Raw genomic sequence first — 23,228 nt, 5'->3', positions numbered from 1 at the left:
CTGTGCATGGGTAACAGCCGATGAGCGAAGTAGTGCAGAATAAATTTTGCGGCGAGGCGCATGCGATTCACACCATCGGCCACTCGACGCGGACAATCCAAGATTTCATCGAACTGCTGAACGCGCATCGAATTGAATTGCTGGTCGACGTGCGCCGCTGGCCGATGTCGCGTCGCCATCCCCACTTCAACCGCGAAACGCTCGCCGTCTCACTCGAAGCGAACGGCATTGTTTATAACTGGCGCCAAGACTTGGGCGGCTTTCGCAAAGCCGACCCAAACTCGTTGAATAGCACTTGGCGAGTGACCACCTTTCGTGCCTACGCCGATTTTATGCTGACGGAAAAGTTCGCACGGATCATGCGGGAGCTTGAACCGCTCGCGAACCAACGGCGCATCGCAATCATGTGCGCCGAAGCCGTGCACTGGCGCTGCCACCGACAATTGCTCGCCGACGCCTTTCTCGTACGCGGCTGGAACGTCCAGCATATCCGCGACGACAGCTGCCACGAACATCAACTGCCAAACTTCGCGCAGGTCGACGCAACCAGAATCGTCTATTCAGGAGAAACCGCAGAAGATCCCAACGGCAAATTATTTTGACTGACTGGCAAGCCGGTCGAAGACTTGCCCGCCGCCCTGCTTGCTCTCATCGCGCAAAATATTTTTCTGCACCTTCGAGCTCGGCGTTTTCGGCAGCTCGTCGCGGTATTCGACATAACGCGGCACTTTGTAGGCGGCCAAGTGCGGCTTGCAAAAGTTCCAGATATTTTCAGCGGGCACGCTGCTCGGCGCAGCGCCCGACTTGAGGACGATGTAGGCCTTCACTTCCTCGCCGCGAATCAAATCAGGAACCGCGATCACTGCCGACTCGGCGACATCAGGGTGCGAATTCAAAACTCGCTCCACTTCCTCCGAAGAAATATTCTCATCGCCGCGCCGCACCATGTCTTTCACGCGATCGACGAAGTAGAGATAACCGTCGGCGTCGAGATAACCGAGATCGCCGGTGTAGAGCCAGCCATTCTTCAAAGCCTTCGCCGTCGCTTCGGGATTTTTATAATAACCCTGCATCACCGTCGGGCTCTGCTTGACGATCTCACCGGCCTTGCCCGTCGGCAGCGCCTGGCCCTCCTCGTCGTGAATCGCCACACGATGCACCTCCGGCGCCAGCACCACGCCGCAGCTACCGAGTTTTTCCTTCGGCATATTCTGCGGGCCGATGACGCTGAGAATATCTTCGGTGAGACTGTAGGAAGGCACGCCTGTAAGCTTAAAGCGCTCTTCGAAACGTAGATGCATTTCGAGCGACAAGAGTGTAACGATCAGCCGCAGCGGATTGTCGCCGTCGTCGGCTTTCTCCGGCAGGGCGAGCAGAATCTGCGGGATCGTCCGCATCAAACTCGATGTCGTCACGCCATGCTCGCGCACCTCGTCCCAGAAACGCGACGCGCTGAATTTTTCCGTCAGCACGATGCTGCCGCCCACCGACAGCATGGCGATGCAGGTGTGGCACAGCGCGTTGACGTGAAACAGCGGCAGCACGCAGAGCACGCGATCGTTCTCGTTCCAGCCCAAACCCAGCGCGCGCATGCGCGGCGCGAAGGCATAAGCGTACTGCGACAGCATGACGCCCTTGGGCCGGTCGGTGGTGCCGGAAGTGTAGGTGATCGATGCCAACTCTTCCGGATCGAGAGGAATGCTCGGCGCCGCGTCCGCCACGCCGGATAAAAACTTGTCCCAGGAAAGCGCGCCGGCAAATTCCCCCGCGCCGGTGACGATCACCTGCTTGAGTTTGGCGAGTTTACCGCGCACCGATTCGATCAACGGCAACAGCTCGGGCGAAGTGAGCACGATGGACGCCTCGGAGTGTTGCAACACATATTCAGCTTCTTCGGCGATGTACTGCGGATTGAGCGGCACGAACACCGCGCTGATCTTGGTGACAGCGAACACCGAGAACAGAAACTCGCCGCAATTGGGCAGAAAAAACGCGATGCGGTCGCCTTTCTTCACTCCCACGCGCAGCAAGCCATTGGCCACGCGGTCCACTTCCCGTTGCAACTCGCCATAGCTCCAACGACGGTCTTTGAAAATCAGCGCAAGCTTGTCCGGATGGCGCTTGGCGCGCCCAGCTATTAATTCCGTCAACGTTGCAGGGGATTCGTAGTTCATAGGAAATAGTCTAAGTCACACTCTTATATTTTCTTGATCCGACTTCCCCCTTTTTCAAAGGGGGATCGAGGGGGATTTTTCACGGCGCCTAGAAACCCCTCTCTGCCTCCTATTCAAAATTCGGAACACCTGTCGACAATTTTAATTCGTCATCCGATTTTCTTGCTGAATGCCAAAACTCTGTCGATCAACTTCTCACTCTCGCCGAGATAATTTTCCGGTCTTGCCAATGCCTGCCAGTCGATCGATGTAACCGAATCTCCGGCGAGATTCTTGACCACATCGATGAGCGATTTGTTCTCCGACACGGCGATGGCGCAGGCTTTTTTTACTAATTCCTCTGCCTGTGCGCGCGGCATCGTTATAGCCAAAGCGAACACCGCCGCTTCGCCGAGGACAACATCGTTAGCGCGTGAAATGTTCGCCCGCATCGCTTGTGCATCAACCTGTAAATTCTTTGCCAGATAATCCGCGTGCTTCAAAGCGCCGCTGGTCAGCTGAATCATCTGTGGCAACGTCAGCCATTCCACTTGCCAGCCATGGGTGCCGCGCTCCTGTTCCTGAATCTGCGCGTTGTGCAGCGCCGACAGCAACGACGCATTCATGCGCGCCGCGGCGACGATCAACTCGCTGGTTATCGGATTGGACTTCTGCGGCATGGTGCTGCTGCCGCCGCGGCCCGCTTCGCCCGACTCGCCGACTTCGCCCACTTCCGTCTGCGCCAGAAGAATAATGTCCTGGGCCATCTTGCCGAGCGAGCCGGTGAGCAAACTCAACCAGCCGGCGAATTCAACGAAACAATCGCGCTGGGTGTGCCATGGCGTCAGCGGCGTGGCCAATTTCAATTCGCTCGCCAATGCTTGCGTCACCGCCAAACCTTTGTCGCCCAGCGCCGCCAACGTTCCAGCCGCACCGCCGAACTGGACGACCAGCAAGCGCGGTCGCATTTCCTGCAATCGCACAACGTGGCGCAGCAGCGGCGCCAGCCAACCGGCCACTTTCAAGCCGAAGGTAATCGGCAACGCTTGCTGGCTATGGGTCCGTCCGGCGAGCACCGTCGAACGATGCCGCTCCGCCAGCACGCTCAAGTTGCGAACAATTTCGCTAATCCGCTTGCCGATCAACTCAATGACGGCACGCAGCTGCAACACGCAAGCCGTATCCACAATGTCCTGCGTCGTCGCGCCCCAGTGAACATAAGGCGCGGCATCGGCGGAAACTTGCTTGCGCAACTCCTGCACCAACGCGATGATCGGAAAGCCGGAACGCACAGTCCCCGCCGCCAAAGCCGCGAGATCAATTTTATCCGCGGCAACTTTATCAATCTGCTCGGCGGCACTGGCGGGAATCACACCGACATGAGCTTCAGCGCGCGCGAGCGCGATTTCGACTTCGACGAGCGCGCGAACATACGCAGGGTCGCTGAAGAGCCGATTGATCTCATCATCGCCAAACAGCGGCGCGAAAATAGTTGAATCGAGTAAACTCATTGGCAGAAGCGACAATTCCTCACAATCCGAATCTCTTCCGAAAACCCATCCACCGGTTCCCTCTCCCGCTGGGAGAGGGCTAGGTTGAGGGCTCTTGTAGGGGCGACCGGCGGTCGCCCTTGCGCGCATGCCGCTTTGCCCTCACCTCAATCCTCTCCCAGCGGGAGAGGCCGAAACGCACCGAGATAAAACCAATTCACATATCGAAAAAAACCGTCTCGCCATCGCCCTGCAGCCGAATGTCGAATCGATAAACTGTTTTGCCGTTCTCCATTCCGGGCACGGCAATCAAAGTCTGGCGCCGCTGTTTGTTCTTAATCGAATTCAGAACTGCATCACTATCATTCGCCGGCTCGTCGGCAAAATACACGCGTGTGTACGCGTGCACCAACATGCCGCGGGCAAATACGACGACATTCACGTGCGGCGCTTGCACGCTCTCGTCATTCCCCGGCACCGAGCCCGGCTTGATGGTTTCAAAACTGTAGAAACATTTTTCATCGGTGCCCGAACGGCCCCAACCCGTAAACGTCGGATCGAGCGGTTTCTCCTGCTTGTCATCGGGATGATTGTAGCGGCCGTAGGTGTTGGCCTGCCAGATCTCCACCATGACATCGGGGATCACCACGCCGTCGCCGTCAAAGACTTGTCCTTCGATACGAATGCGCTCGCCTGGGGTCGAATCGGCCGTCATGACGTTCATCGGCTGGCGCGTCAGGCCGATGGCGTAGAACGGGCCGACGGTTTGCGAAGGTGTTTGCTTGCTCATTGCGGTCCCTCGAATGGCGTTGCTTTCCGGCCGCGCAAAACGATATCGAAGCGATAGCCCAAGGCGAACTCGGGCTCGCTCACGTCGTGCGCATAGCTCGACATCAGCCGCTCGCGGCCGCTTTTGGTCGGCACCGAATTGAAAATCGGATCGAGCGGAATCAAGGGATCGCCGGGAAAGAAGAATTGCGTCACCAGCCGCGTCACGAAGCTCGGCCCGAACAACGACAGATGAATATGCGCCGGCCGCCACGCGTTGGGGTGATTCAACCAAGGATAAGCGCCGGGCTTGATCGTCAAGTAACGATACTCGCCCTTGTCATTGGTCACGCAGCGCCCCGTGCCAGTGAAGTTCGGATCGAGCGGCGCGTTATGTTGATCCACCGGATGATCGTAGCGCCCGGCGGCGTTGGCCTGCCAAATTTCGATCAAAGTATTGGGCACCGGCTTGTCGTCTTCATCCAACACCCGGCCGACCACGATGATGCGCTCACCCATCGCCTCTTTGCCGGTGTCGGCATTGCGCGTCAGATCGTCCTCGCCCGGCTCCAGTTTGATATCGCTGAACAACGGCCCGGTGATCTCGGACAGAGTTTGCGTAAGCGGAATTAATTTCTTGAGCGGCCCGCGTTTGACCGACGAGCCGTAGGCTTTGAAACTGTAAGGCGGATGGGAGCGCCAGTCGCGCGGGTTGTACGGTTTTATTTGCATCGTAATTATTCCTCTGATTTTTTCACCACGAAGGCACGAAGGACACGAAGGTTTTGGATAAATTATTCTCCGAACTTCGTGTCCTTCGCGTCTTCGTGGTGAGTAGTGAATTACGTCTTTCCTTCCATCTCCTTATAAACCCGCTTGGCGATGGCGAATGCCGAGTTCGCCGCCGGCGCGCCGGCGTAGACGGCGACTTGGAGCAGCACTTCTTTCACTTCCTCTTTCGTCACACCGGTGTTGCGCGTGGCGCGGATATGCGCGCCGAGTTCGTCCAATCTGCCAAGCGATGCCAACATCGCGATGGTCAACATGCTGCGCGTGCGTTGTTCCAATCCCGGCCGCGTCCACACCGCGCCCCAGGCGTGCTCGGTCACGTAATTCTGCCAGTCAAGGTCGAACTCGGTCTTGTTCGCTTCGGCGCGCGCGACGTATTCTTCGCCGAGCACCGCTTTGCGCACCACCATGCCTTTGTCGAAAAGTTCGTCAGACAATTTTTACCTCCCGAAAAAACTCCATCATGCGCTCGGCCACCGCCGCCGGTTGCTCGATGCAAGGCAGATGCGCCGCCTTGTCGATCAAGCAAAACTGCGCGCCGGGAATCGAACCGGCCAACTCGCGGCCCAACTCCGGCGGCGTGCCGATATCTTCCGCGCCGCACAGCACCAGTGTCGGCTTTTTGATTTGCGTCACAGCCTGGCGCAGATCGGTATCGCGCAGCGCCGCGCAAGTTCCGACATAACCGTCCGGCGAAGTCTGCCGCAGCATGAGCGAATAACCGCGCACGTCGAGCGCGCAGCGCTCGCGAAAGCCGGCGCAAAACCAACGCTCCATGGTCATTTGCACGAGCGAAGCCACCCCGTCGGCGCGCACCTTGTCGATGCGCTGCTGCCAGGCTTCGGCCGTCGCGATTTTCGCGCCGGTATCGCAGAGCACCAGCGCGCGCGCGCGCGCGGGATAATTCACCGCGAACGCCTGGGCGATCATGCCGCCGACCGATACGCCGCAAATTATTGCGTCGTTGATTTCCAACGCGTCGAGCAAGCCGCCCACATCCCGCGCCAGGTCGTCAGCCGAATACGGCGGCGGCGGCGCTTCGGTCAGCCCATGGCCGCGCAGATCGTAACGCACGATGCGAAAGTGCGGTAACAAACGTGAAGCAACGCCGTCCCAAATGCGCAGATCGCCGCCGAGGGAATTGGCGAATAGCAGCGCCGGCTTGTCCTTGCCACCGTCAATCTCGTAGTGATGAACGTAACCGTCTATTTGCAAAAATGGCATGGTGTGAAACTATCCGAGCGCATCGGTGAAAGTCAAATTAGCCGGCGAAAAAGCCTTTGACTTCCACCGAGCATCGACCGTAGAATCCGTTTTAACAGATTGCACGGCTGGAACGTTTTGAACTGGAGGTCTGTATGTCCGAACCCTTAGTATTAGAAATCTTTTCCGACTTCGTTTGACCCTGGTGCTACCTCGTCACCGGGCGTGTCGAGAAACTCAAAAACGAATACGGTCTAGGAATCAAATTCACCAACTTCCCGCTCCATCCGGAAACGCCGGAAGAAGGCAGCGTGCGCGGCCCGGAAATCATCGCGCGCAACGGCAAGATGAAAGTGAACATGGAGCGCGAAGGTTTGCCGTTCAACGCCGAACGCAACATGTCCTTCAACAGCCGGCTGGCGCAGGAATTGACAGCATGGGCGGAAACCAAAGGCAAAGCCGAAGAAGTCGCCAACGCACTGTTCCGCGCCTATTTTGTCGACGTGAAAAACATCGGCAAAATCGAAGTGCTGGCGGAAGTCGCCGAACGCAACGACCTGCCCAAAGACGAAGCCACCGACGTGCTCCTCAGCCGCAAATACAAAGACGCCGTGGATGAAGATTGGAAACGCTGCGCGTCTTTCGGCATCAACGGCGTGCCAACGTTTTTAGCAGGAAAATATCTGATGGTCGGCGCGCAGCCCTACGAAGAGTTGTCGCGGCTGGTGGAGCATGTGTTGAAGGAGCCGGAGATGAAAACTGAGGGGGACTAACTCTTACAGCGGCCGTTCGAAATCGATCTTGAAATAAATTTCCGAGACTGCCAGCGCGACGCCGACCGATTCCAGCCGCACCACGTCATCGATCAGGTCGGTTTCTCACAGCGACCAGGTGCCATCGCTTTGCTTTGAATAGCGCTCGACATGAACCTTTGCTTGATCGACGAGCAGATACTCGCGGAAAGAAGGAATGCCACGGTACTGCTGAAACTTGTCGCCGCGGTCGTAGTTACGGGTCGATTCAGAAAGAACTTCGACGATCAGTTCGGGGTTGAGCAAAGTGTCCAGCGTCTCATCCAAAAGCTGCGCCGGAGCGCAACACACCACGACATCCGGATAGGTGTAGCGATGGTTCCGGTCGACGCAAACCCGTAGGTGCATCGAGTAAACTTGGCAGGGGCGTTGCCGCAGTTGATTGCGCAATTCACTGGCAATGTTACCGACAATGGCGACGTGCCGCAGCGACGCGCCGGTCATCGCGAAGATCTCGCCGAAAGCATACTCATGCTTCTCGCTCGAAGCACGCTCCATAGACAAATATTCGGCGGCTGTAAAATGCGGCCTTTCTAGTTTTGGCACGGTCGAGTTCCCCGTGAATTCACCTTATGTAGAACAGCACAATTACCCACAGCAATGACAATTGAGCCAACCGTCGGTTGTGGTTCAGTTTGTTTTTAACATCGCATCTCACTGTAGGGGCCGACCTGCGTGTCGGCCCTCCGAACGGGCGGACACATAGGTCCGCCCCTACAGATTCCGGCGAAACTGAACCACTACTCAACCGTTCGTTAGTGCTGCTCCAAAACATCGACAAACAACCCATCGGGACTCGAACACTGAAACTGCCCGTGGCGGCACGACGCAATTAAAGCCACGCGCCGTTCGGCTTCGCTCGGCTCGGCGATGATGCGCTCGCGCATTTCTGGATCGGCTGCGCGCAGCGCGGCCAACTCTTTCTTGACCGCTTCGATGCTTTCGACTTTGAAGCCGATATGTTCGATGCCGGGCCGGTCGATGCCGGCGCCTTCGAAGTCGCTCATCTTCCAGGGCGCGACGATCAAGCGCACCTGGCCGTCGGTGAGATAAAAGTTTGGGTCTTCGAGTGCCTTGTCTTCTTCACGCATGTCGAACAGGTCGCGATAGAACTCGGCGATGCGCGGCGCGTTCATCACGCGCAACTTGATGTGATGAATCCGCCGCGGCTGCTCGTGTTGCTGTTCCGTATAAACATCCCGCCGGTTCGGCATTCCCTCTTGAGTCAAGTCGAAATAATTTCCCTCGGGATCGTGCGCCCCGTAGGTCGCGAAGGGACGATTGGACGGCCGCTTGAGCACGGCGACTTCGGGATATTTTTTCTTGATCCGCGCCATCGCTTCGCCGACGTCGTCGACATCGACGCCGAAATGGTGCAGCCCCGGCACGTAGCCGGGTTTGCGGCCGATGATCGTCACACCGACGTTACCGTCGCTGACGCTGACCGCGTAGTTGGTGCGAATCGCCTTCTGCTCTTCCTCGGAGCCGGGCTTCGAGCGCTTCATGCCGAATGCGGCTTCGAAAAACTTCGCTTCGCGCACGAAATTTTCACTGACGATGGCGGCGTGTTGAATTTTGGCTAGCATCAGACCTCCCTACGGTCGCTGCGTTTAGTGCAACCCCCGCATCACGGGGGAGGAAAAGGGCTCGCGCATCACTTCCCGGTAATGCGTTTGAAGAACCCCTCTTTTTCCAATTCGTCGAGGATCGACTCGTCGACATACTTGGCGACGTTGCGATCGATCTTGGGAGTGCGCTCGGCGACCATTTCCAATGTATTGCGAATCCCTTGCGGCGAAACGCGCGTCGGAAAGGCGAAACTGCTGGCGACGTATTGATAGGTCTCATCAATCGCCCTGGGATTTTTCTGCTGCAACCATTTGGTCAGCACCGCGGTGGCTTTGTCCTTGCTGTTGATCAACTGATAGGTCGCCTCGGCGTAAGCCTGCTGATAGCGTTTCACCAGCTCGCGGTTTTGTTGCAGAAACGACCGGCGCACCACCATGACGTTCATCGGAAACGCCGCGGTCTTCATGTCGCGCATATGCACCAACACGTTCATGCCCTGACGCTGAGCCTCGCCGATTTCCGGTTGCGCTAGCACGGTAGCATCGAGCACTTTAGTGATAAGGCCGAGATAGCGCTGCGGCGCGCCGCCGGCTTGCAAGATCGTCACTGCGTTGCGCGGCAGGTTCCATTCCTTGAGTGCGAGCAGCACGGCGAGTTCGTTGGCGCCGCCGAAACCGACGATGCCGACTTTCTTGCCGGTGAGATCTTCCGGCTTGCGAATCTCCTTCTGCGCCACAAAACTAAATGGAAACGTATTGAGAGAACCGGAGATCATCACCAGATCGGCGCCCTGAGCGATGGCATTGATGGTCGTCACCGCATCCACTTGGGCGAAGTGCACGCTGTTGCCCACCAGCGCTTGAATCTGCCGCGTCGAGCCGGGAGTCAGAACTAAATCGGCGCTGATGCCATATTTGTTAAGCAGGCCAAGCTCTTTGGTCGCCCACAGCGGCGATTGAAAACCAGCGAAGCCGGCGTAGGCGATCAAATAGCGCTCCTGCGCGTGGGCGGCCGATGCAACCGTCAGCAGGAAAAAGAAAAAGGAAATTAGCTTTCTCATTATCTCCGAAACCTTGGCGTCTTTGCGCCCCTTCGACGTCGCTCAGGACGTGCTTTGCGGGAAATATTTTCCGAAATTTATTTGCGTTGCCGGCTCCGCGTGTACTCTTTCCAATCGTCCTGGTTGGGAATGACATCGGAGAGCACGACCAAATGACCGAAGCGATTCGCCTGCGCGTCGCGAACCACATGCTGCGGGTCGCGTCCCTGCTGCACGTCCTTGATGGCATTGAGAATCAACTTGCGCGCGCCAATGATCGCCTTGTCTGACAAGACCGGATTTTCTGCCGTGCGATTTTGCACCTGGCCCTGACTTTCGGTGGCAAAAGCATCGTGCACCTGAAAGTTAATGCCCATGCCAGTGAAGGTGTGCGTCTTCATCGAGGCGCGGTCCTGCTCGTAGCGATTGGCGCCGTTGCGCGTCAAACGATAATCGGCGCCCAGATCCAAGCGGCTGCGCGTGCGCAGGAACTCGTCGAGTTCTTTGTCGCGGCTGAAGGCGAAAATATATTTCCAATGACTGTGATCATTGACGGGCACATGCCAGTGCACGGCGTAGCCGTCGCCGACGGTGGAACCGCCGAAGGCGGCGAGATTAGGCATGACAAAATTGGTCACGCGCAGATAGCGCTTGTCCGCGCTGGCGGCGCGCAGCGTGTAGATGCGCAAACCGTAGTCGGTCACTTCGACTTCGATATTGGGCGCGACATCTTTACCGAGCAGCGTGTTGTCGGTGGCGTTGACCGATTGCACGACGCGCAAGCGCGCCACTTGCGCTTCACTCAGATATTGGTGCAAGAACGACAGATGCACCGGATCGATGTTGCCTTCGTTGCCCTGCAAGTAATTGCATTCGTAAAAAGCCTTCACCACCGTGCGTCGCTCGGGCGGCGCGGTGAGAAATTCATAATTGGGCAGCAGCGGCGGCTCGCCCGGCCCCATGTAGGTGAAGATCACCCCGCCCGATTCTTGGCAGGGATGGGCGCGATGACGAATCGCCGCTTTGTTGGCGCCGCCGCCCGGCTCGCCCGGCTGATCGAGTACCCGGCCGCAAATATCGTAAAGCCAGCCGTGATAAAGACAGCGCAAACCGCCATCTTCGACGCGGCCGTAACTCAAATCCGTGCCGCGATGGGCGCAGTGCAACCCAATCAATCCCGGCCGTCCCTGATCGTCGCGAAACAAGACCAACTCTTCGCCGAGAATTTTCACTTTGACCGGCGCGCCACCGAGCGGCAACTCTTCAGCCAAAGCCACCGGCTGCCAGTAACGGCGCATCATCTCGCCGCAGGGCGTGTTCGGGCCGCTTTGTGTCAACAGTTGGTTTTCTTCAGAGCTAATCATGATTATTTACCTCTGGAAACTAACCGATATCCCTGCCGTCACACCGGCGAAGGCCGGTGTCCATGACCGACTCCTATCGACACGCAAAGCTCCGCCCTTCCCCGCCTGGATTCCGGCCTGCGCCGGAATGACGGACCGGAGTCGCGTGCAGCGCAATAGAAAAACGACGGAACTCAATATCCAGCTAAAGCAACCCATCGTACAAGTCTTTCCATTCCGGATTCACCTCTTGAATTAGGCTAATTTTCCAAGCCCGTTGCCATTCCTTAATCGCCTTTTCTCGAGTGATCGCAACCTCCATCGTACCGCAGACTTCGTACCAGACTAACATATGCACGCCGTAACGTTTTGTGAATCCGTCAACGAGATCGTTTTTATGCTGCCAAACCCTTTGGACGAGATCCGATGTCAAGCCAATATATAGCGTACCATTTCGCTTGCTGGCAAGGATGTACACACAGGGCTGCTTCATGGAATCGGCAGCGTACAAGCCGTAACGCGTCACGTCAAAACCGTACAGGGCAAGACTCCACGCGGAATACATCAGCCTCCCACATCCCGTCACACCGGCGCAGGCCGGTGTCCATTCTTAGGTTTGTGACTCGATAGAGACCTCCCCCACCATCCCTGGATACCGGCGTTCGTCGGTATGACGATCACGGAAAATGGGACTAGGCCGACAGCTGCTTCACCAGCCCATCGATAAACCCGCCATCGTCAAGCTCTTTCACCCAGTGTAAATCCCACAGTGACAGCGGATTCAGCCCCTTTGCGTCGGGAAATTCAATGACCGCGATCTCGTAGGTGTTGGCGATCGCTTGCGCTGTCGGATAAGGACGGATCTGCAAGCCGCCGACCACGGCATCGAAACGGCGCTTGAGTTCGCCGGCGTCGTCGACGGCCATCGCGGTTTTCAAATCAGGCGCAAGTGCTGCGAGCGCGTCGTTTGGACGATGAGTAAGCCAGACCAGCGCGTGTAGAACCGACTGAACATACGACAGCATCACGGCAGAATTTTCCCGGGCGTATTCCGCCAAGCAGGCTTGAGCAAAATGACCGACGATGGGAATGTCGGGAACCGAAAGAATTTTCAATCCGGCATTCAGCGCCTCGGGCAAATACAACGGCGACATGAACGTGGCGGCGCACTCGCCGCTGACGACTTTCTTCCACTGTCCCCAGCGGCCGACATCCTTGTCGTGGACGATTACAGTCGTCACATCGTTTTCGAATCCGAGCATGCGCAGCCAGAGCGTCACCGCGTGGGGCTGGCCGTGGGAACGAACGGCGATTTTTTTGCCGCGCAATTCTTCGACGCCGTGAATTCGCTGCGGCACGACCAGATCGAGCCCGCCGCCCTTGCTCGGCGCGCAGAAGAAACTAATTTTTTTGCCTTTTACGGCTTCGTCGTAAAGATATTCGAGATGCTCGATGATGGTGTCGGCGCCGCCGTTGAATAGCGCGGCTTCATATTCGTCGCCGTCTCTGATGCGGACGATACGCACGTCGAGATCGTAATGGCGCTTGGCCATTTCTCGAATGGCGAAGATCACAGGCGTGCGGTCGTCGTCACGATAGGCCAGAGTTACTTGCAGCATCAAAGCTCGCAGTTTTAATTCGCCGCCGGCTTGGCCGCGCCGCTCACGCGCACGGCGAAACTGATATCGGGCCGCACTTTGAGCACCGTGCCTTTGGCCACTTGAACCGTGCCGGTTTTGACGCCGCGCGGTTTCTTGACGTTGCGCGCTTGGGTGCAATGCACCGGCGCCAGCCCCGCGTTGCGCGCCTTGCTATGGTACAGCGCCACCGCCGCCGCTTGGCGCAAAGTTTCGCGGCTCGGCTCTTCATCTGCTTTCGCTCGTAAAATGACATGACTGCCCGGCACGCTGTCGGCGTGAAACCACCAGTCATCGGGATTCGCCAATTCGGTGCTCAGATAATCGTTATCGGCGTCGGTGGCGCCGGCAAGCACAGTCCAGCCGCCGGGGAGTTCGTACGTGATGATGCGCGGTTTCGCTGTGCTCAAGATCGGCCTGTTTGGGGCGTGTCAGCTATTTGCCGTGCAGCCGTTTGAAAAAGCCTTCTTCATCCATGCTCTTGAGCAACGAGATATCGATGAACTCGCTCGCCTTCTTGCCCTTGAGATGCGCCAGCGTATGGCTCAAATCTTCGATGTCGTTTTGAATCGCCTCTTCGTTTGGAAAAGGGCGTACGGGGATCGAACCGAGTAAATAATTCTTGTGCATGGACTCGAGCAGTTTAGTATCTTCGATTTTCATGTTCTTGCGATAGATACGCGTGGTCAGCTCTTTGTTGTTGCGGCCGATCCAGATGCCTTCGGTGAGCGCCATGAGAAAAGCTTTCAACTGCCGCGGTTTTTGCTTGAGCAGCTGGCGGCTGGTGACGATATCGCTGCCAGTTGTGAAAACCCCGGAATCGTAAAGGTCGGCGAGAATAGAAAACTTCATGCCGCGATTGCCCAACTGCAAAATATTATCTTCCGTGCCCAAAGTCGCATCGATCTTACCCTGCATCATCATCAACAAGCGCCGATCCGATTCGCTCACGCCGGTGGGAATCAGCTGCACGTCCTTGCCGGGAATCAGCCCGAGCTTGGGCAGCAAACGCTGCAAGGCGAAGTCGGAGCCGGCGCCGATGCGGCTCGAGCCGATGATTTTGCCTTTGAGATCCTGAATGGTTTTAATCGACGGCATGGCGATCAGTTTGTAAGCGATGTGACCGAGACTGGCGATGACCACGATCGGCGCGCCGCGCGCCGCCGCCCCCGTCGCCGAGGAGCCAGATGCCGCGATGATGTCGACGCTGCCGCCGAGCAACGCGTTCACCGAAGTAACGCCCGAGGCGATGTAAATCAGATTGCCGTCGAGTCCATACTTCTCAAACAACCCCAGCTCGCGAGCGATCCACAACGGCGCGCGAGTGCCGGAAACCGAGGCGTAAGAGATGGTAAACGAGTCGAGCTTCTTGTCTTGCGCCGCCAGCAATCCCGGCATTAACAACGCTGCAACGACAAGCAGCAGTGAAATATTGCATCGATACATCATCCGTCTTTCTTCATTCTGACCACTGACTACTAATTCTTAATAATGCTCGCCTTCCTTCAAGGTGCGAATCCCGGCGCGAATCTGCGCTTTGGATTTTACTTTATGCTTCCATAGAAGAAACGGCCAAGCGCGATAGGGATTTTCCAAGCGCGCTTGATTGCGGCCGCGGCCGGCATCGGTCATGGGCTTGAGTTCTGTCACACTCATCATCAACAACTGATCCTGGCAGGCGCGCTCCAGTTGAATGGCGGAAACGCACGCGCCCTCGATACCCGGCCCGGCGACGACGATGCCATGACCGCGAAGGAAAGTCGCCCAGTGCGGTCCGAGGTTTTTCACCATGCGCTCGGCCAAAGTGAAATCGTTGATGCCATGGCTGTCTTGAAACACCGGCACGCCATCGGAAAAGATCCGCGCCTCACGGTTGAAAGGTATCAGCCCTTTGTCCAACAGGCCGACGAGAATCGAATAGCGCGCGTGACAATGAATCACGCTGCCGACGTCGGGCCGCGCCCGATAAACCGCCGCATGAATCGGCGACTCGGATGGAATCGGTCCCTTGCCGGCGATGCGCTTGCCGTCGAAGGTCACCGTACAAATATCCTTCGGATCGGCGAGCACGCCGGCGAAGCGCGGATTGATCAAAAACGTTTCCGTCCCGGGAATCCGCGCGCTCAAATGGCCCGAGCCGCTGAGCACGCCTTCGCCAGTGATCACTTGAATGCCCTCGACCAGGCGGCGCTTAAGATTTTCGATTGGGGATTTGGAATTTTGGATTTTCGGCCCCATAGATTTTTCAATCCTCGACACTTCTATCGACTGCGATCTCAATGCTTGAGCCACTCGACGTAATAACGCCACACCGGCTGCACCGAGCCGTCGCCTTTGCCAGTGCGATTTTGAAACGCCGCAAGGTCGGCTTCGGAAATCGTCGGACTCTTGCCCAGCCGAGCGAATTCTAAATTCATCTGCGCCAACGCATCGAGCTTGATCGCTTTGATGGTTGCGTCCTCGACGCTCTTGCCGCACACCACCACGCCGTGGCCGCGCATGATGCAGATATCGCGATCGCCCATGACATCCATCATCGCGTGAACCTGATCTTTGCTATGGAGCGTCAGGCTGCTTTCAAAAACTGGGATCGGCCGCAGCGCCAAACGCATGGCGCGCGGATCGTAGCCGCCGAACACCGGCTTGAGTTCGATGCCGGCCATGCTGGTCAGAACCAATGACGGCGGATGGGCGTGAACAATCCCGCCGACCTCGGGCCGCGCCCGGTACAGCTCACCATGAATGCACGACTCGTTGGGCGTCTTGAGTCCGGCTTTATCGCGCAGCATGCGGCCATCGAAATCCGCCGCGACAACGTCGCCCGGCTTGGTGAACAGCAACCCCGACTCTTCCTTGCCGCGGCCGCGGATCAGCATGTTCAAGCCGTCTTCGCTGCGCGCGCTAACATGCCCGGTGGTCTCTTTGAACTGCCCGAGCTTAGCGAGAATGCGGCACGACAGCGCGACATTCTTCGCCAACGCCGCATCGCTCTGCCGATTTGGAATCTGTGATTTAGAATTTGGAATCGCCATTCTCCTCGCCCGAACTATTCGGCTAAGTAACACGCGGGCAAATCACAATCAACGAACCGCGCAATTGACAGCCACGTGTGCTTGCTATACGAAATTCGCCATGTCGAAAAAAATCTGGCTGCGGGTAAAACTCCCCGACGAAGAAATCGCCGCGCTCAAACAAGAATTTCCCGGCTGCGACCTGCGTCAAGGCGACGATGCGAGCATCGATTCGCAGTGGCTTAGCCAAGTCGACGGCGTCTTCACCGAAGAAGCTGTCCTCGACGAAGTCGTCCAGCGCATGACTAATTTAAAATGGCTCCACGTCACCCGCGGCGGCGTCAACGCTTACCTGACGCCAACGGTGAAGGCGCGGCCAATTCAAGTCACCGGATCCAAAGGCATCCACGGCACGGTGTTCTCGGAATTCGCCCTCGCTTGGATCTTCGCGCTCGCGAAAAAGTTGCCCGAGTGCATCGACGCACAGCGGCAGAAAAAATGGCAGAAACTCCAGCCGGTGGAAGTTGAAGGCCAAACCGTCGGCATCGTCGGCCTCGGTACGGTGGGAATGGAATTGGCGCGCAAAGCCAAAGCCCTCGGCATGCACGTGCTGGCGATCAAAAGAAACGCCGGCGTTAAGCCGGACTTTGTCGACGAGTTGGGCGGGCCGGAATTTCTGCCGCAATTATTAGCGCAAGCCGATTTCGTCGTCCTGCTGCTCGCCTCCGTGCCGTCGACCTTCAACGTCATCGGCGAGAAAGAGTTGCGCTTGATGAAGCCAAGCGCCTACTTCATCAACCTCACCGGCGGCCGCGCTGTGGAAGAGACGTTGCTGGTGCGCGCGCTCAAAGAGAAATGGTTCGCCGGCGCCGTGCTCGACGCCTTCGCCAAACAACCGCTGCCGGAAGATTCCGAGCTGTGGAACTTGCCCAACGTCATCGTCACGCCGCGCATCGCCGGCATTACCAGCCAAAAATGGCCCGCGCTGTTGCCAGTGTTCAAAGAAAATCTGCACCGTTTTCTCGCCGGCGAGCCGCTCAACAACTTGGTCGATAAAGAGTTGGGCTATTAGTCTCAGGCGCCGATTCCGAACGGCTTGATAAAGAACCACTGCCAATTAACCTGCGTCACCTTGTCGACCAAACCGCAGTGTAGTAGATATTAATCCATCAAACCCCGGAGGAAAATCCCATGGCATCGATCCTTTATGTCGCAACTGATGAAGGTGTGGTCACGCTCAAGAGCGAAGATGGTCGCAAATGGAAGCAAGAACATCACGGGCTCAAAGACTGGCAGATTCCCGAAGTAGCGGTGTCGCCCAGCGCGCCCAATAAAGTTTTCGCCGGCACTCGCGGCGACGGCGTTTGGCTGAGCGAAGATTTCGGCGCGACCTGGAAAAAGCCCTGCTACGGCAAACGCGGCCCCGGCAAAGTGCGCTGTCTGACCTTCGATCCCCATGACAGCAAGACTCTCTATGCCGGCACCGAACCGATTGACGTGTTCGTCACTCACGACGAAGCCAAGAGCTGGGAGCGGCTCGAAACCGTGTGGGATATTCCTTGGGTCTCGACGGTGACCTATCCTGTCGCTGCCGTCGAGCCGCATGTGCGCGACATCACCATCGATCCGAATAATTCCCAGATCATGTACATCGCCTTGCAAGTCGGCTACATGCTCAAGACCACCGACGGCGGCAAGAGCTGGGAGCTGTTAAATAAAAATCTCGACTGCGACGTTCACACCATCGTGCTCCATCCCGAAGACAGCAACAAAATTTTCATCGCCACCGGCGGCCATGACGCGCGCACCGGCAAAGCACCGGGCCGGGCGCTTTATTCAAGCAACGACGGCGGCAAGAACTGGGCACCGATGGCGATGGAGTTCAAAGAAGAGTATTCGGTGCCGCTGACGGTGCATCCCAAGCAAGCCAACGTGCTCTACTCGGCTGTGGCCAACGGCCAACCCGGACAATGGCGCAAGCGCCAGAGCGGCGCTGAAGCGTTCTTGATCAAGTCCAGCGATGCCGGCAAGAGCTGGCAGAAACTCGATGGCGCGGTGTCTCAAGCCACCAGCAGCTTCGTCGAAAGCTTCGCCTTCGATCCGGCGAACGCCAACAACATGTACGCCGCCCAGCGCAACGGCGACCTGTTCGGCAGCGACGACAGCGGCGCGAGCTGGTTCAAGTTGAATTTGTCGGTGCCGGAACTTTCCGACATGAAAGCGGCGCACGCGTAAGCAGGAAGAAGATTGGAGTGATGGAGTACTGGAGTAATGGGGTTCCGGATCTGAACCCAACACTCCATCACTCCAGTACTCCAACCCAATTTGGAATTTTCTTTATGGCAAACCTAGTCGGTTGCGTGGCCATGTCCCACGCCCCACAATTGATGCTCGATCCGAGTCATTGGCACCTTTTGAATACTCGCAAGGGCGAGAGTCTGCCGGACAAACCGGAATTGGAAAAAGAAACCGACGACGTCAAGTGGACCAAGTGGAACGGTTGCATGAGCGCGATTGAGCAGCTGCGGCAAAAAGTCGCCGCGCTCAAACCCGATGTCGTGATCGTCGTCGGCGACGACCAGCATGAGAATCTCGTCGATGACAACATGCCACCGTTCACGATTTTCATGGGCGCCGACGCCGAAGCGAGTCTGAGCTTGCGCTACTTGAATCAAGCCAAGTCGGAAAACCGCACCAGGTACAACATCGACGCCAAGATGGCCGAAGCCATGATCCATGGATTAATGGATCATGGCTTCGATCCAAGTTACTCGAAGAAAACCCGCTACGACGGCGGCCTCGGCCACGCCTTCGCCCGGGTGCTCAAGTTTCTCGTGCCGGAAAATAATTGCCGAGTGATTCCGGTGATGGTCAACACCTATTATCCGCCGGCGCCATCGGCCAAGCGCTGCGTGCAGTTCGGCCAAACTCTCGCGGCTTTGATTCGCGAATACCCGAGCAACGAGCGCGTCGTCATCGCCGCATCCGGCGGCCTCAGCCACACCAAAATCGACGAAGCCCTCGACGCCGGCTTTCTCAAAGCGTTGAAGTCCAACGACACGAATTACATGGCCGCCATGCCATCGACGATTTTTTGCGAAGGTACTTCGGAAATTTTAAACTGGATCGTCATCGCCGGCGCGGCCAATAAACCCGGCAGCGTCATCGAATATTCGCCACTTTACCGCACCAAAACCGGCGTCGGCTGCGCCATGGGCTTTGCGTACTGGGATTTGAACTGAACCATCGTCGCCTCTTGTCGGTGGACCACACCTCCCGCCTATCATTTCGAGCGCAGCGAGAAATCTCAGATCCCTCACCTTCGTTCGGGATGACACCTCGATATTTGCTTGTCGCGAGACGCTCACTGAGAATTCTGGAATGACCGTCGACGACTCCACTGAAACTAACTCTCAACCCATCGGCCGCCTCGCCGCTCTCGGCTATCGCGACTTCCGCCTGTTCTGGTCGGGTCAATTAATTTCCAACATCGGCACCTGGATGCAGATGACCGCCACCAGTTGGCTGCTTTATCAACTCACAGGTTCGGCGGTGCTGCTCGGCTTGAACGGCATCTTTCGCGCGATTCCGGCGCTCAGTCTCGGCGTCATCAGCGGTACCTTCGCCGATCGCTACGACCGGCGTTGGATGCTCTTGTGGACGCAAGTTGCTTTAGGATCGCTGTCGCTCTCGGTGGGCATCTTAGACCACTTCGGCCAAATCCAACCTTGGCACATCTACACGTTCACGTTTTTGAGCGCCGCGGTGGGCGCCTTCGACGGCCCGGCGCGCCAGGCGATGTTTCCCGCGCTAGTACCGCGCGCGGCGCTGCCCAATGCCGTCGCGCTCAACTCATTGCTGTGGAAAGGCTCGGCGCTTATCGGTCCGTCCCTCGGCGGCGTCGCGATTAGTTTGATGGGCACTGCCGGCGCCTTTTACGCCAACGCCGCGAGCTTTCTTGTCGTCGTCGTCACGCTGTTGCTACTGCGCGTAAAAGCGAAAGCAGAAGAAAATCGCCCGCGCCACTTTATGTCGGAAACTCAGGAAGGATTCAAATATATCGTGGCTAGGCCAGTGATTCTCGGCCTCACCGTCATGGAAGCGATCGGTTCGGTCTTCGGTTTGGACCACACCATGCTGACCGTGATGGCCAGCGACGTGCTGCGCGTCGGCGCCCATGGCTTCGGATTGTTACAATCGGCGCGCGGCCTCGGCGCCGTCATCGGTTCGAGTATTTATCTCGCCGTCGGCCAACGCCCCTATCAGGGAAAAATTTTGATCGTCACGGCGATTCTTTACGGCGCTGCATTCGCACTGCTCGGCCTGGCGCCGACTTTCGCCATCGCATTATTGCTCATGACCTTCATCGGCATGACCGACACCGTCTGGGGCGCGGCGCGCGGCACGATCATGCAGCTAATCACGCCGGACAAATTTCGCGGCCGGGTGATGGGCGTTTTTCAATTGAGCAATCGCGGCCTCCATCCCCTCGGCCAAGTGGAGTCCGGTTTGCTGATCCCCCTCATCGGCGTGCGCGAAACCACGGTTTTCGGCGGGTTACTGGTCACCGCGGTGACGATTTTAATCGCCTGGAAAATTCCCGCCATCCCAAAATTTCGTTGGGATGATGAGAGATACAAAGCAGGCCCGGAAAAATGACACCCGAAACGCGGTTTCGAACGTTTTGAACTTGTTGAATGGCTTGATCGTTTTGAACAGCGCCGCTAGGCGCTTCTAAGCCAACGGCTTGAAGCGCTGCGCGTAGCGCCGCCGCATTCCCTGTATCATCCCCGCCCGGCCGGTGAGAAAATTTTCTCGGCTTTCGGTGGTGAGATCGATGCGGATGTTTTTCGCCGGATCGCGAAAAATGTTGAGCGGATCCTTGCCGGCTTGAATCAGCTTGATCTGATTGTCGAGCAGATGGCGATAGAGCACGACGCCGCGATCGGATTCGCCGAGCCGCTCTTTAGTACGATCGTAAACCGGACCCTGGGAAATAAAAATCGCGTTGTCCTGCGGATCGACGTCGTTGTTTAAATATTGAAACTGCGGCTGGCCATGCTGGTCCAACTGCGGCGACGGCATATGATAGAGCGGCATCTGTTCATCGCTTTGCCGCTCGCCTTCTCCGAAGGGATGCGCCGAATAATACCACTGCGCCGTGTGCGTCTCGTCCACCGGCACGCGGAAGCGCAGCATGTCCGGTCCCTTTTGCGTCGTCGGGAAAACCAGCCAGTGGCCGAATTTCCAGTCGTCGGACTCTTCGGTCTCGCCTTCCAAGATACGCCGCTTGATGATGCCGTACTCGGCGAGATCGAAGCCGATCCGCTGATGGCGCACGCGCCGACGGAGTAATTCCGGATTACCGGTGCGCTCCGCCGCGTAGTTGCGAAACACCCCATGCAGCCACTCGACATGCACCGGGTCCAAGATATTTTCCACGGTCTGCATCCAGTTGCAGGCGGTCATGGTGTAACCGATCTCGCGCCAGTATTGATCGTCGACTAGTAAATCCCAATGCGGCACCAGCGGCGCCGGCTGCGGCCCGAGATAAGCGAAGATCAAGCCGCCAAGTTCCTCGGCGACATAGCTGGTCAGTTTAATTTTTTCTTTGAAGCATTTGTTGAGCGTCTCTTCGAAGGGCTGCTCGACGCACTGGCCGGCGCGGTTGAACATCCAACCATGATACGGACAGCGCAAACCATCTTGCTCCACCATGCCGTAAACCAGATTGGCCCGGCGATGGGCGCAGTAAGCATCGATCAAACCGAGCTTGCCATTGGCGTCTTTGAATAACACCAACTCTTCTCCGAGAATTTTCACGAACTTAGTCGGATGGCGCGCCAACTCCGACACCGCCGCGATCGGATACCAATAACGCCGCAGCAAGTCGCCCACCGGCGTGCCGGCTTTGATCTGCGTCAGTCGTTCGTTGTCTTCTCGGCTGATCATAAACTTCTCCTATCTCAAATTATCCCCTCGCCACCACGTCCGCGCCCTCACCCTCCCCTCTCCCATCGGAATGGGCGAGGGTAAATTCACTCACGGCTTCCTACCGCTCTTGGCCAACGCCTGATTGACAACTTTTTGCATCGGCTCGGCGTCGATCCACTCTTCTTTCCAAGTGACCATATACTTCGCGCCATCCTTGCGCCGCGCCATCGGGCGCACTTCGCTCTTGGAAATATCGAGGCGAAGCGAATCGTTGACACCGCCGTCGCGCTGCACCGCCAACTGCCCTTCGCGCGACAGTAGCCAATTGATAAACACCTTGGAAGCATTTGGATGCGGCGATCTATCCGCCCAGGCGACAGTAAAGGCTCCCGGCTCCAACATGCCGCCTTCTTTCCAAACCCCGGTGTCGACGACGTTTACCGGTAAGCCCTGCGCTCTGGCCTGCAAAACATCGTCGCCGTTACCGAACAACATGATCGCGAATCGTTTTTGCGCCAGCCAATCGATCGCCTGCCGATAATCGCGCGACACCATCACGACCTGTTCGGTAAACAAGCGGCGTAAAAATTCGCCGCCGAGTTGGGGATGAAAATAGGCGGCGCGGGCGCCGCTGCGGCCATAGCCGGTGGCGCGTGGATCGATGACGACGATCTTGGCGCGCCACTTCTCGTGCAACAGATCCCAGAACGAGTGCAGTTCCGCCGGCGCTACCAGCTCGCTGTTGTAGGCCACCATGTTGACCGACACGCTGCCCACCGGCACGAAAATATACTTACCCTCGCTGTCGATGTACTGATGCTTGCCCGACCACCACTTCGACTCGTCTTTGACTTCCGGAAGAATGAACGCCGGCGCGATCGGCTGCAATGCTTTAGCTAGGTAAAGCGCATAAGGGGAAGTGTTGCCGATGCGCGCCACATCCGCGAGAAATCGGCCGCCGCGCCGCTCAGCCATGATGCGCGCGAGCAATTCATTGCCCTTGCCCTGCACGACTTTGACTTTGATGCGGGAAAATTTCTTCTCGAACTCGCCGAGAAAATTGAAATCGCCGAGTGTGTAATAGGCAATTTCCCCCTCCTGCTCCGCCGCTTTGACCGTGCGCTCCCACTCGGACTGCCAATTGGCTCCGGTGACATCAGACTGCGCGGCCTGGACGTCAGAGACGACACTAGCGAAGACAATTAAAAATATTCCAACGATGATCTTCATAGTTCGATCCTCTCGCCCCTTGCGGGAGAGAGTTAGAGTGAGGGGTACAATCCATTGAGCACCCTCACCTCAATCCTCTCCCGTCAAGGGAGAGGAGGCAGCTCTGTTGTAGCAAAGTGATTATGTCAGGGGTTAACGGCAACGTAATTATGTCAGGGTGGAAGGATGACAACCCTGACAATGAAAGACGAGAAACGACTAGACGTAATTCAACGAGTATATCGCAGCGAGATCACCGTGGTTGAGGCCG

The 23,228-nt window shown here is 57.3% G+C and carries 24 protein-coding genes; 6 read left to right on the top strand and 18 right to left on the bottom strand.

From position 1 onward, the window contains the following. The first annotated feature begins 20 nt into the window (after nt 1–20). Nucleotides 21–602, top strand: a complete 582-nt coding sequence (locus EXR70_09560) for a DUF488 domain-containing protein (GenBank protein ID MSP38723.1) — start codon at nt 21–23, stop codon at nt 600–602. On the opposite strand, the gene EXR70_09555 is transcribed toward EXR70_09560, so the two are convergent. The 6 genes from EXR70_09555 to pcaD all read right to left on the bottom strand — a co-directional run bounded on the left by EXR70_09555 (nt 594) and on the right by pcaD (nt 6,424). After that, entirely contained in the window at nt 594–2,174 is a 1,581-nt protein-coding gene (locus EXR70_09555) for an ATP-dependent acyl-CoA ligase (GenBank protein ID MSP38722.1), read from the bottom strand. The genes EXR70_09560 and EXR70_09555 overlap by 9 nt on opposite strands. A 149-nt stretch (nt 2,175–2,323) precedes the next feature. Next, nucleotides 2,324–3,664 (bottom strand): 3-carboxy-cis,cis-muconate cycloisomerase, encoded by a 1,341-nt coding sequence (gene pcaB, locus EXR70_09550; protein MSP38721.1) that lies wholly within the window; start codon nt 3,662–3,664, stop codon nt 2,324–2,326. A gap of 196 nt (nt 3,665–3,860) precedes the next feature. Beyond that, the gene (gene pcaG, locus EXR70_09545) at nt 3,861–4,433 is read right to left on the bottom strand and encodes a protocatechuate 3,4-dioxygenase subunit alpha (protein ID MSP38720.1); all 573 of its coding nucleotides are present in this window, start codon (nt 4,431–4,433) and stop codon (nt 3,861–3,863) included. Next, nucleotides 4,430–5,143, bottom strand: coding sequence for a protocatechuate 3,4-dioxygenase subunit beta (pcaH, locus tag EXR70_09540; protein MSP38719.1), 714 nt, complete (start codon nt 5,141–5,143; stop codon nt 4,430–4,432). Before pcaH ends, pcaG begins: the two co-directional genes overlap by 4 nt. Nucleotides 5,144–5,253: 110 nt before the next feature. Further along, entirely contained in the window at nt 5,254–5,637 is a 384-nt protein-coding gene (gene pcaC / locus EXR70_09535) for a 4-carboxymuconolactone decarboxylase (protein ID MSP38718.1), read from the bottom strand. Continuing rightward, a complete protein-coding gene (gene pcaD / locus EXR70_09530) occupies nt 5,630–6,424 on the bottom strand; it encodes a 3-oxoadipate enol-lactonase (protein ID MSP38717.1) in 795 nt (264 codons plus the stop codon). Before pcaD ends, pcaC begins: the two co-directional genes overlap by 8 nt. 290 nt (nt 6,425–6,714) lie before the next feature. On the opposite strand from pcaD, the gene EXR70_09525 reads away from it, so the two are divergent. After that, nucleotides 6,715–7,176, top strand: a complete 462-nt coding sequence (locus EXR70_09525) for a hypothetical protein (GenBank protein MSP38716.1) — start codon at nt 6,715–6,717, stop codon at nt 7,174–7,176. Nucleotides 7,177–7,281: 105 nt separating this feature from the next. Here the strand turns inward: EXR70_09525 and EXR70_09520 are convergent, their stop codons facing one another. The 10 genes from EXR70_09520 to EXR70_09475 all read right to left on the bottom strand — a co-directional run bounded on the left by EXR70_09520 (nt 7,282) and on the right by EXR70_09475 (nt 15,835). Beyond that, nucleotides 7,282–7,761, bottom strand: coding sequence for a Uma2 family endonuclease (locus EXR70_09520; GenBank protein ID MSP38715.1), 480 nt, complete (start codon nt 7,759–7,761; stop codon nt 7,282–7,284). Nucleotides 7,762–7,970: 209 nt separating this feature from the next. Further along, complete coding sequence (locus EXR70_09515; protein MSP38714.1) at nt 7,971–8,801, bottom strand: hypothetical protein; 831 nt, start codon at nt 8,799–8,801, stop codon at nt 7,971–7,973. 68 nt (nt 8,802–8,869) lie between these two features. Continuing rightward, nucleotides 8,870–9,844 carry a hypothetical protein gene (locus EXR70_09510; protein MSP38713.1) on the bottom strand — a complete coding sequence of 325 codons (975 nt, stop codon included), beginning with the start codon at nt 9,842–9,844 and terminating at the stop codon, nt 8,870–8,872. Between the two features lie 77 nt (nt 9,845–9,921). After that, a complete protein-coding gene (locus EXR70_09505) occupies nt 9,922–11,187 on the bottom strand; it encodes a hypothetical protein (protein MSP38712.1) in 1,266 nt (421 codons plus the stop codon). A gap of 184 nt (nt 11,188–11,371) precedes the next feature. Continuing rightward, nucleotides 11,372–11,659: a GIY-YIG nuclease family protein gene (locus EXR70_09500; GenBank protein MSP38711.1), complete on the bottom strand. Its 288-nt coding sequence runs from the start codon at nt 11,657–11,659 to the stop codon at nt 11,372–11,374. Nucleotides 11,660–11,858: 199 nt separating this feature from the next. Then, on the bottom strand, nt 11,859–12,785 hold the full coding sequence (locus EXR70_09495) for a hypothetical protein (GenBank protein ID MSP38710.1): 927 nt from the start codon (nt 12,783–12,785) through the stop codon (nt 11,859–11,861). Nucleotides 12,786–12,799: 14 nt separating this feature from the next. Next, a complete protein-coding gene (locus tag EXR70_09490) occupies nt 12,800–13,213 on the bottom strand; it encodes a DUF814 domain-containing protein (protein ID MSP38709.1) in 414 nt (137 codons plus the stop codon). A 25-nt stretch (nt 13,214–13,238) separates the two neighbouring features. Further along, a complete protein-coding gene (locus EXR70_09485) occupies nt 13,239–14,252 on the bottom strand; it encodes an ABC transporter substrate-binding protein (GenBank protein ID MSP38708.1) in 1,014 nt (337 codons plus the stop codon). Between the two features lie 36 nt (nt 14,253–14,288). Beyond that, a complete protein-coding gene (locus tag EXR70_09480) occupies nt 14,289–15,041 on the bottom strand; it encodes a class II aldolase/adducin family protein (GenBank protein MSP38707.1) in 753 nt (250 codons plus the stop codon). A 38-nt stretch (nt 15,042–15,079) separates the two neighbouring features. Next, nucleotides 15,080–15,835, bottom strand: a complete 756-nt coding sequence (locus tag EXR70_09475; protein MSP38706.1) for a class II aldolase/adducin family protein — start codon at nt 15,833–15,835, stop codon at nt 15,080–15,082. Here EXR70_09475 and EXR70_09470 point away from each other — a divergent pair. The 4 genes from EXR70_09470 (at nt 15,678) to EXR70_09455 (ending at nt 20,473) form a co-directional block, all read left to right on the top strand. Then, nucleotides 15,678–16,886, top strand: a complete 1,209-nt coding sequence (locus tag EXR70_09470) for a D-2-hydroxyacid dehydrogenase (GenBank protein ID MSP38705.1) — start codon at nt 15,678–15,680, stop codon at nt 16,884–16,886. The genes EXR70_09475 and EXR70_09470 overlap by 158 nt on opposite strands. A 119-nt stretch (nt 16,887–17,005) precedes the next feature. After that, nucleotides 17,006–18,049, top strand: a complete 1,044-nt coding sequence (locus EXR70_09465) for a hypothetical protein (GenBank protein ID MSP38704.1) — start codon at nt 17,006–17,008, stop codon at nt 18,047–18,049. A 20-nt stretch (nt 18,050–18,069) separates the two neighbouring features. Continuing rightward, nucleotides 18,070–19,056, top strand: a complete 987-nt coding sequence (locus tag EXR70_09460; protein ID MSP38703.1) for a hypothetical protein — start codon at nt 18,070–18,072, stop codon at nt 19,054–19,056. A gap of 139 nt (nt 19,057–19,195) precedes the next feature. Beyond that, nucleotides 19,196–20,473 carry an MFS transporter gene (locus tag EXR70_09455; GenBank protein MSP38702.1) on the top strand — a complete coding sequence of 426 codons (1,278 nt, stop codon included), beginning with the start codon at nt 19,196–19,198 and terminating at the stop codon, nt 20,471–20,473. 75 nt (nt 20,474–20,548) lie between these two features. On the opposite strand, the gene EXR70_09450 is transcribed toward EXR70_09455, so the two are convergent. Beyond that, complete coding sequence (locus EXR70_09450; protein ID MSP38701.1) at nt 20,549–21,766, bottom strand: aromatic ring-hydroxylating dioxygenase subunit alpha; 1,218 nt, start codon at nt 21,764–21,766, stop codon at nt 20,549–20,551. Between the two features lie 90 nt (nt 21,767–21,856). Further along, complete coding sequence (locus EXR70_09445; protein ID MSP38700.1) at nt 21,857–22,978, bottom strand: extracellular solute-binding protein; 1,122 nt, start codon at nt 22,976–22,978, stop codon at nt 21,857–21,859. Between the last annotated feature and the right edge of the window lie 250 nt (nt 22,979–23,228).

This window comes from Deltaproteobacteria bacterium, assembly GCA_009692615.1.
Classification (GTDB): Bacteria; Desulfobacterota; Binatia; order UBA9968; family UBA9968; genus DP-20.
Note: the sequence above shows the minus strand (reverse complement) of the source record. Positions and strands in the feature narration are given on the sequence as shown.